The sequence below is a fragment of the Phyllobacterium sp. CL33Tsu genome (assembly GCF_900113985.1).
Taxonomy (GTDB): domain Bacteria; phylum Pseudomonadota; class Alphaproteobacteria; order Rhizobiales; family Rhizobiaceae; genus Phyllobacterium; species Phyllobacterium pellucidum.
The window spans coordinates 263,194-276,681 of record NZ_FORJ01000003.1 but is presented as its reverse complement, the minus strand read 5'-3'; the positions used below and the strand labels follow the sequence as shown (position 1 = coordinate 276,681).

Sequence of the window (13,488 nt, the reverse complement as noted above, 5' to 3'; positions counted from 1 at the left end):
ATGACTACCTACGATCTCTGGATGACCAAATTTGGCGACTATTCTCCGATCAAGCAGATCGCGATTATGGTTGGTATGGCCGTTATATCGGCGGATATTCTTGCCGCAGTCTTTTTCCTCGCGATCGGGCTCGACCGCCTTTCGACGGTGCTTCTCGTCACCACGTTCATTGTCGTGATTGTCAGCGTTCCGCTTGGAGCGTTTCTCATCGGCCTGAATTTTCGGTTGAAGCAGATAGCGATCGAACGCGATCTTGCTGCCCGCATGGATGACCTTACCGGTCTTGCGAACCGCAACGAATTTTACCTGCAAGTCGAGCGTTTGATCGAGGGTTCCGCCCAGAACCTGAGTGCAGGCGCTCTGCTCTACATCGATGCCGACTACTTCAAAACCATCAACGATCGCCACGGACACGCGGTCGGCGACCGGGTCCTGCGCGAAATCGGGCATTTGATGCAGACAGTCATCAGCAAGGGTGATTTTGCAGCCCGCTTCGGCGGCGAGGAGTTCGCGGTATTCCTGAAGGATGCGGATTTTGGTCGCGCAGACTGGTTGTCACAGAAAATACTGACCGGCGTCCGTAACATATCTCATCTACTGCAGATCAAGGATCTGGAGGTAACGGTCAGTGTTGGCATCGCCATCCACGAGCCCGGTCAATCGTTGGAGACGGCCCTCCTCGCGGCCGATACATGCCTTTATGCAGCCAAGAACCAGGGCCGGAACCGTATCGTCCACGCGACCAGCGACACCAAGGTTCGCCACGATAACTATATGCGGACGTTTTAGAGCATTGCAGCAGAGTGCTCTTGAAATCGTATCCCATCGGCGTATTTGCGTTTGGCAGCAAGCAATGTCGCCACTGCCTCAAGGAGCGCCCCATGGCACTTAATATGTACACGATCTCGGTCCCGGCCTATCTGCGCGGTTTCGCCGTTCTCGCCAGTCTGATCGAAAAAGCCGAAGCATACGCCGAGGAGAAGAAGATCAACCCCACTGTGCTCGTCAACGCGCGTCTCGCCCCGGACATGCTCTCGCTTGCCGGACAGATCCAGCGGGCAAGCGACACGGCCAAGGCGACGATCGGCCGGTTGACGACACTTGAAATTCCGAAATTCGCCGATGAAGAGGCGAGCCTTGCAGACTTGCGCGAGCGTATTGCCAAGACCGTGGCTTTTCTTGAAAGCGTGGATGCCGGTGCGCTCGATGGCGCGGAGACCAAGGACGTCGTTCTCAGCGCCGGCCAGCTCAAGGTGACCTTGAGCGGCGAGGAGTATGTGCAGAAGTTCGCGCTGCCGAACTTCTATTTTCACGTGACGACCGCCTATGACATCCTGCGCCACAACGGTCTTCAGGTCGGTAAGCTCAACTATATCGGCGCGTTGAGCTGAATCTGAACATCAGGCGACGAGATGCTCGATCTGGTCGGCGGTTAGCTCGCGCTTTCTGCCGATTTCGTCCCAGCGCCTTAGCATCTTCCGGTACTGGTCGAGTTGCGCCTCAGGCTGATTGTCGGCGCTTCGCGATATTTCCTGCGGGAAATTGAGAATCTTGGCAAGGAAGTCCGCATAGGCAAACTGTTCATGCGGCTGAGCGGCTCCAAATCCGACAAACTTGCTCTTGTCAGGATTGGTGTTGCCGGCCGCGACGCTCGACCCGCGGATCGCCCGGAAAAGCCCGAGTATGTCGTTCATCTCCTGCGCCGCTGCGGCGCTGACGGTTTCCTCGGTTATGCCGAGTTCCTGATAAAGATCCTCGAAACCGCGTTCGACCACTTCCTGGTGCCGGCCATAAAGGCTCGACTTGTCAGGGTCGAGTTTCTTCAGGATCTCGTACTGATTGAACAGAATCAAACGTTCCGCAAAGCTGAACACGATAGACCTCCATACTCCGCCCGCTGCCTTCTTGCGGCAGCAATGATTACGGGATTTTCGATGGTCACTATGCGCCTAGTCCTGTTAAGAACGGTCTATTCCACTCTCTACAATTTTAGCTTTCCGGGTTTTTCTGTTCTCAGCGGTCGCTCTTGCTGCTCTTGTAGATATTGACGCCGAGTTCGCGAATTTTCTTGCGCAGCGTGTTGCGATTGAGACCCAGCAGTTCCGCCGCCTTTATCTGGTTGCCATGCGTCGCCGTCAGGCAGGAAAGGATCAGCGGATATTCCATTTCCTCCAGCACGCGCTGGTAGAGGCCGGCAGGCGGAAGCTTGTCGCCGTAGGACATGAAATAGCGCTGCATGTTCAGTTCGACCGCCTGGCTGATGGTCAGTTCTTCATTCGCAATCGCTGTTGGAGCCGATTCTGCCGGCCGAAGGTCGGCCTTCAGCTCGGATTCGATCACATCCGCATTGATTTCGTCCTGCGGATAGAGAGCGGCGAGACGGCGCACGAGGTTTTCGAGTTCGCGTACGTTTCCGGCCCAGGGATAGCGACGCATCAGGTCGAGACCGTCGGCGGTGATCCGCTTTTCGGGCAGACCGTCCTTCGCCGCCAGCTTGAAGAAGTGGCGGACGAGATCGGGAATGTCCTCCCCACGCTCGCGCAGTGGCGGCAGGCGCAGCGGCACGACGTTGAGCCGATAGTAGAGATCTTCCCGGAATAGTCCCTGATTGATCAGGGTCCTGAGATCCTTGTTGGTTGCGGCAACGATGCGCACATCGGTCTTGATCGGCGTGCGACCGCCCACCGTCATGTATTCACCCTGTTGCAGAACACGCAAAAGCCGGGTCTGCGCCTCCATCGGCATGTCGCCGATCTCATCGAGGAAAAGCGTGCCGCCATCGGCCTGCTCGAAGCGACCGCTTGACCGGTTCTGTGCGCCGGTAAAGGCGCCGCGCTCATGACCGAACAGTTCGGATTCAATCAGGTCGCGCGGAATAGCTGCCATGTTGATCGCAACGAAGGGCCCCTTGCGGCGCCGGCCATACTCATGCAAAGCGCGCGCGACGAGTTCCTTGCCCGTTCCGGACTCGCCCGAGATCATGACCGTCAGGTCGGTCTGCATCATGCGGGCAAGGACGCGGTAAATATCCTGCATTGCGGGCGAGCGACCGACGAGCGGCATCGTATCGGGCTGCTCTTCGCCATGCCATTTTTCGGGCTTCTTTTTCGGTTCAGCCAGCGCGCGGCCGACAATGCTGACGAGTTCGGTGAGATCGAACGGCTTCGGCAGATATTCGTAAGCGCCCGCCTCCGAGGCCCGGATGGCTGTCATGAACGTGTTTTGTGCGCTCATGACAATGACGGGAAGATCCGGGCGCGATTTCTTGATGCGCGGCAGGAGATCGAAGGCGTTTTCATCCGGCATCACCACATCGGTGATGACCAGGTCGCCATCGCCAGCCGATATCCAGCGCCACAGCGTCGCCGCGTTGGAGGTGATGCGAACATCGTAACCCGCCCGCGAAAGCGCCTGATTGAGGACCGTCCTGATCGCCGCGTCGTCATCTGCAACGAGAATGCTGCCCAAACTCATGATCAGGATCCTGCTTTATTGGAATAAGGATTTTCGTCTGCATGCGTTCCGTCGGCTGAGCCGCTGTCCCATGCAGGCATAAGAATGCGAAACGTCGTCTTGCGCGGCACCGAATCGCATTCGATAACGCCGCCATGGTCGCCGACGATCTTGGCCACAAGCGCCAGGCCAAGGCCGGAGCCGTTGGGCTTGGTCGTCACGAACGGGTCAAAGAGATGCGGCATGATATCGGGCGAAACGCCAGGCCCAGTATCCTGCACCGTGAATTCGAGCGGAAGGGAGACTCGGTTGCGCATACCCGGGACCGAAAGACGAATACCGGGGCGGAACGCGGTCGAGAGGGTGATCTCGCCCGGCTCGTTGGGGCCGATCGACTCCGCGGCATTCTTGACGAGGTTGAGGAAAATCTGAACGAGCTGGTCCCGATTGGCGAAGACATAAGGCAGCGAGGGATCATAGTCCTCGTGGAACTTGATGTGGCTGGCGAACCCGTTTTTGGCAATCGCCTTCACGTGATCGAGGACAACGTGAATATTGACAGCCTCGCGCTCGATGGGTCGCTCGTCGGAGAACACTTCCATCCGGTCGACAAGGGAGACGATCCGGTCGGTTTCATCGGTAATGAGGCGCGTCAGCGCGCGGTCATCATCGTTCAGCCCCGTTTCCAGCAACTGAGCCGCACCGCGAATACCGGACAACGGGTTCTTGATTTCATGCGCCAGCATCGATGCGAGCCCGGTGACGGATCGCGCGGCGCCGCGATGGGTCATCTGCCGGTCGAGCTTCTCGGCCATGGAGCGTTCCTTGAACAGGATCACGATCGATCCAGGAGCTTCACTGACCGGAGTCACGTAGAGATCGACAATGCGATCCTGTCCGAGGCGCGGCGATGAAACGTCGACGCGGTATTCATTGACCGGCGACGGGTTCTCGCGGACCTGCTTGACCAGCGCGAGAAGCGGGCTGCCGAAGGGCAACAGCATGTCCAGCGTATTGCGGCTGAGAATGCTTGCGCTGGAGCGAAAGAAAGCCTCGGCGTCGGCATTGGCATAGGATATATACCCGGCTTCATTGAGCATGATCACCGGATGGCGGATCGAATTGAGCACGATGCCGGCCAGCTTGTCTTCGAGCACCGACTTGTCTGCTGAGGTCATCAGGCAACTTTCTTCATATCTGTAGAGCAACCGCGCGAGAGCGCAGCATATAAAAGGCGCGATACGTGACCGGGATTGGTTTCCGTCATGATCGCACCGCGTTCACTCGCGGTGACGTCAAGGCCGTGGCGGTCGAGATACCAGCCAAGATGCTTGCGCGCATGCCGGCTGCCCGTGGTCTCGCCGTAGTGGGCGAGCATCGCCTCATAATGCGCAACCGCATAGTCGGCGATGATATCGCTCTCCGCACCCTTTCCATTGACGATACTGCCGGGGAGCCATGGTTGACCGTAGGATCCGCGCCCTACCATGACGGCATCCGCTCCGGATGCTGCGAGAATCGCCTCCGCATCGTCACGATTCAGGACATCGCCATTGGCCACCAGCGGTATCGATATAGCTTCCTTGACCGCGCGAATGGCATGCCAATCCGCCCTGCCCTCATAAAATTGGCAGCGCGTCCGTCCATGGACGATCACCATCTTGACGCCGGCCTGCTCCGCCCTTGCCGCGAGTTCCGGCGCGTTGATTGTTGCATCGTCCCAGCCAAGGCGCATTTTCAGCGTCACGGGAACGTCGACGGCGCCGATCGTCGCCTCGATCAATGTCATGGCGTGGTCGAGATCGCGCATCAGCGCGGATCCTGAAAGACCGCCTGTCACCTTCCTTGCCGGACAGCCCATGTTGATGTCGACGATATGCGCACCCTCGCCTTCAGCGATCCGCGCGGCCTCGGCCATCCACCTTGGCTCGCGTCCGGCGATCTGCACGACATGAGTCCCGAGCCCGTCGCCCTTTAGACGCAGCAAATTGCCGCGCTCGCGGGTGCAGAGCTCGGCGCTCGCGACCATCTCGGAAACAACCATGCCGGCCCCCGCCTGCCAGGCGAGTTGGCGAAAAGGCAGATCCGACACACCGGACATCGGCGCAAGGAACACGCGATTGCGCAGAACGACCCCGCCAACGTGCAGTGCGTCCGCCAATTCAACCCGCGATTTTGCCTGTTTCGTATGCAGTTTCATAATAGCCTATGCTTTAGACAGGATCGTGCCTCTTCGCAAGGCAAAGTGCGGCGTTTGTTGCTCCTATTTTGACATTGTGGCGATTCAATTCTCTGGCCTTTCGCCGTTGCAAAGGGTAACGGAGTTGCCATTACGGAGAGACATGTGGCGGGAAAGACTGAAAACAAGCAGGCGCGGGTCGCAGCCGTCATCGTCGCGGCCGGGCGCGGAGAACGTGCCGGCCAAAGCGTTGAAGGACCGAAGCAGTATCGCAAGATCGGCGGCGAGGCCGTTCTTGCGCATACATTGCGTGCGTTTCTCGAATGCCCGCTGATCGATGACGTCATTGTCGTCATCCACAAGGAAGACGACACGCTGTTCACGCAGGCGCTCGGCGATCGGGCCGGCCATGTCGTTGCCGTCACCGGCGGCCCGACGCGCCAGGAGTCGACACGCCTTGGACTTTTGGCTCTCAAGGACATTTCCCCGGATCATGTCCTTATTCACGACGGCGTTCGTCCGTTCATTTCGGCTGATCTGCTGGAACGGGTTGTCTTCAATCTGACACCGCATATCGGCGTTCTGCCGGTGCTTGCCGTTTCGGACACACTCAAGGCTGCGGGCAATGATGCGATGGTCAGTGCCACCGTGCCGCGCGCCGGTCTTTACGCCGCGCAGACCCCGCAGGCCTTCCCGTTTCTTCCGATCCTTGCCGCCCACGACGCCGCCTTTGCCGTCGGACGGTCGGATTTTACTGATGATTCCGCAATTGCCGAATGGCATGGCCTGCCCGTCCGGATCGTGGAAGGATCTGCCGACAACACAAAGTTGACCTGGGCGAAGGATATCGAAATGGCAGACGAACGCTTGACCAAGCAGCATTCCGCCTTTCCGGATGTACGCACCGGCAACGGTTACGACGTGCACGCATTCGAGCCGGGAAACGGCGTCACGCTCGCAGGCGTATTTATCGCCCATGACCGCAAGCTTTCGGGTCATTCGGATGCCGACGTCGCCCTGCACGCGCTGACCGACGCTCTGCTGGCCACACGTGGTGCCGGCGACATTGGAACGCACTTTCCGCCGTCGGATCCACAATGGAAGGGCGCGGCCTCGCATATCTTCGTCGAGCATGCCGTCAAGATCGTCAGGGAAGCAGGCGGCAGGATCGCCAATGCCGATATCACCCTCATCTGCGAGGCACCGAAAGTGGGCCCTCATCGCGAGGCGATGACGGCGGCACTCTCGACTATGCTCGGCATTTCGCCGGATCGCATTTCGATCAAGGCGACGACCAATGAAAAACTTGGCTTCATCGGTAGGCAGGAGGGTATCGCCGCCATAGCGACGGCTTCAGTCGTCTATCCGGGAGGTTTGCCGGAATGAGCGGACTGATTGCCGAGGCAAAGGCAATTGCAGTGCTCGAAGCCTGCCGCCGCAAGGGCATTCTGCTAGCCACGGCAGAATCCTGCACGGGCGGCATGATCGCGGCCGCGCTGACCGACATTGCCGGCTCTTCGGACGTTGTCGACCGCGGTTTCGTGACTTATTCGAACGAGGCCAAGCAGGACATGGTCGGCGTGCCTGCAGGTGTAATCGCGGCGCACGGCGCAGTGTCGCAAGAAGTGGCGCTCGCCATGGCGGAAGGCGCGCTCGCCCATTCCAGCGCCGGCATCGCGGTTGCCGTAACGGGAGTCGCGGGTCCGGGTGGAGGATCAGCGGAAAAGCCGGTCGGGCTGGTCTGGTTCGGCCTTGCACTCAAGGGAAAGCCGCCAATAGCGGAGCGGCACGTTTTTGCCGATGGCGGGCGCGCTTCGATCCGGCTCGCAGCCGTGAACACCGCGCTGGACATGGTCATTAAGGCTCTATGCGACTGAGCGTTTTTTGCCTGGCAAGAGACGCACTACATTTCGTATTCGGACGGGCGCCTGATCTCGATGGCCATGCCGATCGACTCGGGCATTACCGGCCTGAACCCGAACTTCGCGTAAAGATATTTTGCGGGACCATCAGCGATAAGGCTGACATAGGCACCGTCCGGGGCTTCCGCCTGCAGGTAATCAACAAGCCGCGAAACAATGATCTTGCCAAGGCCCTTGCCCTGATGCGCGGGATCGACGGCAATGTCCACGACCTGAAAGAAACATCCGCCATCGCCGATAATTCGACCCATGGCGACCGCGTTCGACTGATATTGAACGGTTGCCGCATAAACGGTGTTCGGAAGGCCGCGCTCCGCCGCCTCCTGGCTCTTTGAGCTCAGGCCGGCAATGTCGCGCAGCCTGCGATAGTCCTCTACCGAGGGTGTGCCGATTTGAACTTGATATTCCGGATCTTCGTGCTGCATAGCAGATTACCTTCATGCACTCAGGCGACTATACGTTCCTGCCATAGATCGCATCGGCACGCTTTTCAAATGCTTCCGTGAATTTTCGGAAGGCGATGTCGAACATGGATCCCATGACGAAACCGAGCGTGCGGCTCTTGAATTCGTAGTCGATGTAGAATTTGACGACGGAATGTTCGGGGTTTTCCGCCGGAATGAACTGCCAGCGGTTGTCGAGGTAGCGGAACGGTCCGTCAATATATTTGGTGAGGATCACCTTTTCCTGCGGTTTGAGCAGAACCTGGCTGGTGAAGGTCTCACGGATGAGCTTGTAGCCCACGGTCATGTCGGCAATGAGCAGGGTCTTGCCGTGGCTTTCCTTGCGTGAGCGCACCTTGAGGCTCTCGCACATGGGCAGAAACTGCGGATAGGTTTCGACGTCCGCGACGAGATCGAACATCTCCTCGGCGCGGTGGACGACAGGACGGCTCGTCTCGAATTTCGGCATCAGCTACGATTTGCGTGCATCGCCTCGCGTGCAGCCCTCAATCGTGCAAAATCTTCGCCGGCGTGGTGCGACGAGCGGGTCAAGGGGCTCGATGCAACAACGAGAAAACCCTTGGTCTTGGCGATCGTCGCATAGGACTTGAATTCGTCCGGCGTCACATAATTCAGCACCGGATGGTGCTTGCGCGTCGGCTGGAGATACTGGCCGATCGTCATGAAATCGACGTCGGCGCTGCGCAGATCGTCCATAAGCTGCAGGACCTCGTTACGCTCTTCGCCAAGCCCGACCATGATGCCCGACTTTGTGAAGATGGTCGGGTCAAGTTCCTTGACCCGCTGCAACAGCCGGATGGAATGGAAATAGCGCGCACCCGGCCGAACCTTCAGATAGTTGGACGGCACGGTTTCGAGGTTGTGGTTGAAGACATCGGGACGGGCAGCGACAACGATCTCGAGCGCTCCCTCCTTGCGCAGGAAATCGGGCGTGAGGATTTCGATTGTCGTTCCGGGCGAAATGCGGCGAATCGCATGGATCACGTCGGCAAAATGCTGGGCGCCGCCGTCCGGCAGATCGTCACGATCCACCGACGTGATGACGACGTGAGAAAGGCCCATCTTCTTGACTGCCTTGCCCACATTCTCCGGTTCGTGCACATCGAGAGCGGTCGGCAGGCCCGTGGCGACATTGCAGAACGCGCAGGCGCGGGTGCAGATTTCGCCCATGATCATGAACGTCGCGTGTTTCTTGTCCCAGCATTCGCCGATGTTCGGGCAGCCGGCTTCTTCGCAAACCGTAACCAGGTTGTGCGAGCGAACAATATCGCGCGTCTCCGAATATCCCTTCGACACGGGCGCCTTGACCCTGATCCAGTCGGGCTTTTTCAAAACCTCCGAATCCGGGCGATGCGCTTTCTCCGGGTGGCGAAGGCGCCGCTTCTGGTCGATCGTGTCGAGTACCGTTACCATTATGTCTTCCTAGTTCGCGGTCCTGGCCTTGCCAAAAATCCACAGAATGAGAATTGCCCCGACGGTGGCGACGATCAGATTTCCCAGAAATCCATAGAACTGGAATTTCAGAAGGCTGGCCAACGTGCCGCCGACGAAAGAACCGGCAATACCGACGAGAATGTTGGTGAGCAATCCGTGATCGCGGTTCATCGCCTTTTCGGCGATATAACCGGCAATGAAGCCGATGACCAGCATTCCAAAGAAACCTACACCGGGCATGCCCATGATACCGACTGGCTGATCCATATTCTTCTCCCGCTAGCGCCCGGATGCGATGGCAACGGCGCGCAGCACCAGAGCCCATATAGCACCGAAAAGAAACCCGCCCAAGCCGCACGCAAGCGTGACAACCCAGACCCCAGTCCACCCGCCGATTGCCGTTCCACTCACCGATATGGTGTTACCCGACAAAAGACTCAAGGCAGACGACAAGAAGCCGACCAGCAGGCCGACAATGGTCGACCATTTGAGGACCGCCCATGCAAGACTGGTCCAGGACCTGCTGTCGCTGATGTTCAATCGCTCATCGTTCCTTTAGGCGTTCAGCACACGACCATAGGCGTCGAGTACACTTTCCTTCATCATCTCGGACAGAGTCGGATGCGGGAATATGGTGTGCATCAGCTCTTCTTCCGTGGTCTCTAGGTTCATGGCGATGACGAAGCCCTGAATGAGTTCCGTCACCTCCGCGCCGACCATGTGGGCGCCGATCAGCTGGCCGGTCTTCTTGTCGAAGATCGTCTTCACCAACCCCTGGTCTTCGCCGAGCGCGATTGCCTTGCCGTTCGCGGCGAACTGGAACCGCCCAACGCGGATTTCGCGTCCGCCTTCCTTGGCTTTCGCTTCCGTTAGCCCCACCGAAGCCACCTGCGGCTGGCAGTAAGTGCAGCCCGGGACCTTGTCCTTCTCGAGCGCATGGACGCCCGGAACATTGGCGATCTTCTCGACGCAGATAACGCCCTCGTGCTCGGCCTTGTGCGCGAGCATGGGCGGGCCGGCGACGTCGCCGATCGCATAAACGCCGGGCACATTGGTCTTGCCGTAGCCGTCGGTTACGATGCAGCCGCGATCCGTCTTGATGCCAAGCGCCTCCAGGCCGAGATTCTCGATGTTACCCTGGACACCAACGGCGGAAATCAGCCGTTCTGCCGTGATCTTCTCGACCTTGCCGTCCTTGGTTTCGACATGGGCGGTGATGGAATTGGCTGCCTTTTCGACCTTGGTCACCTTGGCATCGGTGATGATCTTCATGCCCTGCTTTTCGAACTGCTTGCGGGCGAAGGCGGAGATTTCGGCATCCTCGACAGGCATGACTGTCGGCAGAAGCTCGACCACAGTCACATCCGCTCCCATGGTCCGGTAGAACGAGGCGAACTCGATGCCGATGGCTCCAGATCCCATAACGACCAGGGATTTCGGCATTTCCGGCGGGACCATAGCTTCAAAATAGGTCCAGATCAGCTTGCCGTCCGGCTCGATGCCCGGCAAGGCGCGCGGGCGTGCGCCGGTGGCAATGATGATGTGCTTAGCCGAATAAGTACCTTCGCCAAGCGTGTTCTTGGGCACCGGATTCTGCGGCTCCATAGGCTTCTTCGAAGACTTTGAGACCACGATTTCGCCGGGCTTTGAGAGTTTCGCTTCGCCCCAGATCACGTCGACCTTGTTCTTCTTCATCAGGAAGCCGACGCCGCCGTTAAGACGCGCAGAGACGCCGCGCGAACGCTGAACGACGGCCTTGATGTCGGCCGAGATCTTGCCTTCGATCGTCAGGCCGTAATCCTTGGGATGTTGGCCGTAATGGAAGATCTCCGCCGAGCGCAGCAGAGCCTTCGTCGGTATGCATCCCCAATTGAGGCAGATGCCGCCAAGATGCTCGCGCTCGACGATGGCGGTTTTGAATCCGAGCTGCGCGGAGCGGATCGCGGTGACATAGCCGCCGGGGCCAGAACCAATGATGATCACGTCGTAATTATTGGCCAAGACCTTGGTCCTCCTGGATTAGAGATCGAGTATGTCTCGAACGATGGGAGCGACGGCTTTTCCGATCGCCCTAGTGTTTTCGGCATCAAGATGAATGCCATCAATGCTTGACGTTGCGGCGACCGAGCCGGCATCGAAGAACGCGCAACGGGCAAGCTCCGCCGCGTCGCGGTAAAATTCCGCAAGCAGGTGCGATTGTTCAGCACCGCCCTCGAAGATCAGCCTGAATTCGCTCCATTCGTTGGCGCCGAATGGTGGCGGCGACATGATCAGAACAGCCGGCGCCTTGGTGTCGAACTGATAGGGCGCCGTGCGAACGATCTCGATCAGCCGCTGCATCCCCCGCTTGGCGCCGTAGGCGTTGCCGCAGAGTATATGCTTCATGTCGTTGGTGCCGAGCATGATGATGACCAGATCGAGCGGAAAATGCGTGCCAAGCGCCGTCGTCAGCGTCTTGGCAGCGTTGCGCTCAAAGCCCGAAAGGTGATCGTCGAACGCCGTCGTTCGCCCGTTCAGGCCATCGCTGATCACGTGCACGGCTTCACCAAGTTCAGCCTGCAAGACTTCCGGCCACCGGTCCTTGCGTGCATGGCGCCCCGAGCCGTCGGGGCGATAGCCCCAGGTCAACGAATCGCCATAGCAGAGGACGGTTTTCATCGCGTTGCTCAGACCAGCATGCCCATCGGATTTTCGATGTGCCGCTTGAAGGCTTGTGCGAGTTCGGCTCCAAGCGCACCGTCAACCGCGCGATGGTCGGTAGACAAGGTCACCGACATGATTGTCGCGATCTTGATCTCGCCCTTGCGGACGACCGCCCGCTCCTCGCCCGCTCCAACTGCAAGAATGGTTGCGTGCGGCGGGTTGATGATCGCGGCGAAATCCTTGACGCCGAACATGCCGAGATTGGACACGGCCGTGGTGCCGCCCTGATATTCTTCGGGCTTCAGCTTGCGGTCGCGGGCGCGCTTGGCGAGATCCTTCATTTCGTTGGAAATCGTCGAGAGCGTCTTCTGCTCGGCCTTGCGAATGATCGGGGTGATCAGGCCGCCTGGTATGGAAACGGCAACGCCAACGTCGGAATGCTTGTGCTTGACCATATTCGCGTCTGTCCAAGAAACATTCGCTTCGGGAACGTCGCGCAACGCCAACGCCATGGCCTTGATGATCATGTCATTGACCGAAAGCTTGTAGGCGGGAACGTCGCCCTTTTCGGTCTTGATCATCGGCGAGGCCGTGTTGATCTGCGCACGAAGCGCAAGCAGCGCGTCGAGTTCGCAGTCGATGGTCAGGTAGAAATGCGGGACCGTCGTCTTTGCCTCGAGCAGGCGTTTGGCAATGGTCTTGCGCATGCCGTCATGCGGCACGAGTTCGTAAGAGCCTTGCTCGAAGAGCTTGAGCACGGCATCGTCGGACATTGGCTTGGCCGCTGCCGGCGCCGGGGCTGCAGCGGAAGCTGGAGCCGCCGCCGCGGGCTTTGCGCCGCCGCCCGAGATGGCAGCTTCAACGTCCTTTTTGACCACGCGCCCATGCGGACCGGAGCCGGTGACGCCGGACAGATCGATGCCTGCTTCCTTGGCGATGCGTCGTGCAAGCGGCGACGAGAAGGGCCGGTCACCCGACTTGGCAGGTGCACCAGATGCAGCAGGTGCGACAGGCGCTGCGGCCGGTGGAGGGGCAGCGTCCACCTTTGGCGCAGGCGCGGCCTCCGTCTTCTTCTCTTCCTTTGGCGCTTCCGCCTTGGGCGCTGCACCATCGGCCTTTGCGGCTGCGGCGGCGTCCTCGCCCTCACCCGCAAGTATGGCGATGAGCGCGTTGACCTTTACGCCTTCGGTACCGGCGGGAACGACGATCTTAGCGACTGTGCCCTCGTCGACCGCCTCGACTTCCATCGTCGCCTTGTCGGTCTCAATCTCGGCGATGACATCGCCGGGACCAACCTTGTCGCCTTCCTTGACGAGCCATTTGGCGAGGTTGCCCTCTTCCATCGTAGGAGAGAGCGCCGGCATGGTGATATTGATCGGCATATCGGTTTCCT

16 protein-coding genes are annotated in these 13,488 nt (G+C 59.2%); 4 read left to right on the top strand and 12 right to left on the bottom strand.

Translation table 11 applies throughout. The annotated features are described in order from the left end of the window. Both BM074_RS14020 and BM074_RS14015 read left to right on the top strand, forming a co-directional pair. Positions 1–789: a GGDEF domain-containing protein gene (locus BM074_RS14020; protein WP_091922749.1), complete on the top strand. Its 789-nt coding sequence runs from the start codon at positions 1–3 to the stop codon at positions 787–789. Between the two features lie 92 nt (positions 790–881). Next, positions 882–1,391, top strand: a complete 510-nt coding sequence (locus BM074_RS14015) for a DUF1993 domain-containing protein (protein ID WP_091922747.1) — start codon at positions 882–884, stop codon at positions 1,389–1,391. Positions 1,392–1,400: 9 nt separating this feature from the next. Here the strand turns inward: BM074_RS14015 and BM074_RS14010 are convergent, their stop codons facing one another. The 4 genes from BM074_RS14010 to dusB all read right to left on the bottom strand — a co-directional run bounded on the left by BM074_RS14010 (position 1,401) and on the right by dusB (position 5,653). Beyond that, entirely contained in the window at positions 1,401–1,874 is a 474-nt protein-coding gene (locus BM074_RS14010) for a YfbU family protein (protein WP_027233302.1), read from the bottom strand. A gap of 139 nt (positions 1,875–2,013) precedes the next feature. Beyond that, positions 2,014–3,474: a nitrogen regulation protein NR(I) gene (gene ntrC, locus BM074_RS14005; RefSeq protein ID WP_027233303.1), complete on the bottom strand. Its 1,461-nt coding sequence runs from the start codon at positions 3,472–3,474 to the stop codon at positions 2,014–2,016. Between the two features lie 2 nt (positions 3,475–3,476). Then, positions 3,477–4,631 (bottom strand): two-component system sensor histidine kinase NtrB, encoded by a 1,155-nt coding sequence (locus BM074_RS14000; protein WP_091922744.1) that lies wholly within the window; start codon positions 4,629–4,631, stop codon positions 3,477–3,479. Then, positions 4,631–5,653 (bottom strand): tRNA dihydrouridine synthase DusB, encoded by a 1,023-nt coding sequence (gene dusB / locus BM074_RS13995; RefSeq protein WP_091922743.1) that lies wholly within the window; start codon positions 5,651–5,653, stop codon positions 4,631–4,633. The genes BM074_RS14000 and dusB overlap by 1 nt, the downstream gene beginning before the upstream one ends. Positions 5,654–5,797: 144 nt before the next feature. On the opposite strand from dusB, the gene BM074_RS13990 reads away from it, so the two are divergent. After that, positions 5,798–7,018 carry a bifunctional 2-C-methyl-D-erythritol 4-phosphate cytidylyltransferase/2-C-methyl-D-erythritol 2,4-cyclodiphosphate synthase gene (locus BM074_RS13990; RefSeq protein ID WP_091922741.1) on the top strand — a complete coding sequence of 407 codons (1,221 nt, stop codon included), beginning with the start codon at positions 5,798–5,800 and terminating at the stop codon, positions 7,016–7,018. Next, positions 7,015–7,509: a CinA family protein gene (locus BM074_RS13985; protein ID WP_027233307.1), complete on the top strand. Its 495-nt coding sequence runs from the start codon at positions 7,015–7,017 to the stop codon at positions 7,507–7,509. Before BM074_RS13990 ends, BM074_RS13985 begins: the two co-directional genes overlap by 4 nt. A 26-nt stretch (positions 7,510–7,535) precedes the next feature. Here BM074_RS13985 and BM074_RS13980 read toward each other — a convergent pair whose 3' ends face one another. The 8 genes from BM074_RS13980 to BM074_RS13945 form a co-directional block, all read right to left on the bottom strand. Beyond that, positions 7,536–7,979, bottom strand: a complete 444-nt coding sequence (locus tag BM074_RS13980) for a GNAT family N-acetyltransferase (RefSeq protein WP_027233308.1) — start codon at positions 7,977–7,979, stop codon at positions 7,536–7,538. A 28-nt stretch (positions 7,980–8,007) separates the two neighbouring features. Continuing rightward, entirely contained in the window at positions 8,008–8,466 is a 459-nt protein-coding gene (locus BM074_RS13975; protein ID WP_027233309.1) for a type II toxin-antitoxin system RatA family toxin, read from the bottom strand. Beyond that, positions 8,466–9,431, bottom strand: a complete 966-nt coding sequence (gene lipA / locus BM074_RS13970) for a lipoyl synthase (RefSeq protein WP_027233310.1) — start codon at positions 9,429–9,431, stop codon at positions 8,466–8,468. The genes BM074_RS13975 and lipA overlap by 1 nt, the downstream gene beginning before the upstream one ends. Positions 9,432–9,440: 9 nt before the next feature. After that, a complete protein-coding gene (locus BM074_RS13965) occupies positions 9,441–9,719 on the bottom strand; it encodes a GlsB/YeaQ/YmgE family stress response membrane protein (protein WP_091922740.1) in 279 nt (92 codons plus the stop codon). A 12-nt stretch (positions 9,720–9,731) separates the two neighbouring features. Continuing rightward, positions 9,732–9,929: a hypothetical protein gene (locus tag BM074_RS13960; RefSeq protein ID WP_091923017.1), complete on the bottom strand. Its 198-nt coding sequence runs from the start codon at positions 9,927–9,929 to the stop codon at positions 9,732–9,734. A gap of 78 nt (positions 9,930–10,007) precedes the next feature. Continuing rightward, the gene (gene lpdA / locus BM074_RS13955) at positions 10,008–11,453 is read right to left on the bottom strand and encodes a dihydrolipoyl dehydrogenase (RefSeq protein ID WP_091922738.1); all 1,446 of its coding nucleotides are present in this window, start codon (positions 11,451–11,453) and stop codon (positions 10,008–10,010) included. An 18-nt stretch (positions 11,454–11,471) separates the two neighbouring features. Further along, positions 11,472–12,110 (bottom strand): SGNH/GDSL hydrolase family protein, encoded by a 639-nt coding sequence (locus BM074_RS13950; protein ID WP_091922737.1) that lies wholly within the window; start codon positions 12,108–12,110, stop codon positions 11,472–11,474. Positions 12,111–12,118: 8 nt separating this feature from the next. Next, positions 12,119–13,477: a pyruvate dehydrogenase complex dihydrolipoamide acetyltransferase gene (locus BM074_RS13945; protein WP_091922735.1), complete on the bottom strand. Its 1,359-nt coding sequence runs from the start codon at positions 13,475–13,477 to the stop codon at positions 12,119–12,121. Positions 13,478–13,488: the final 11 nt, after the last annotated feature.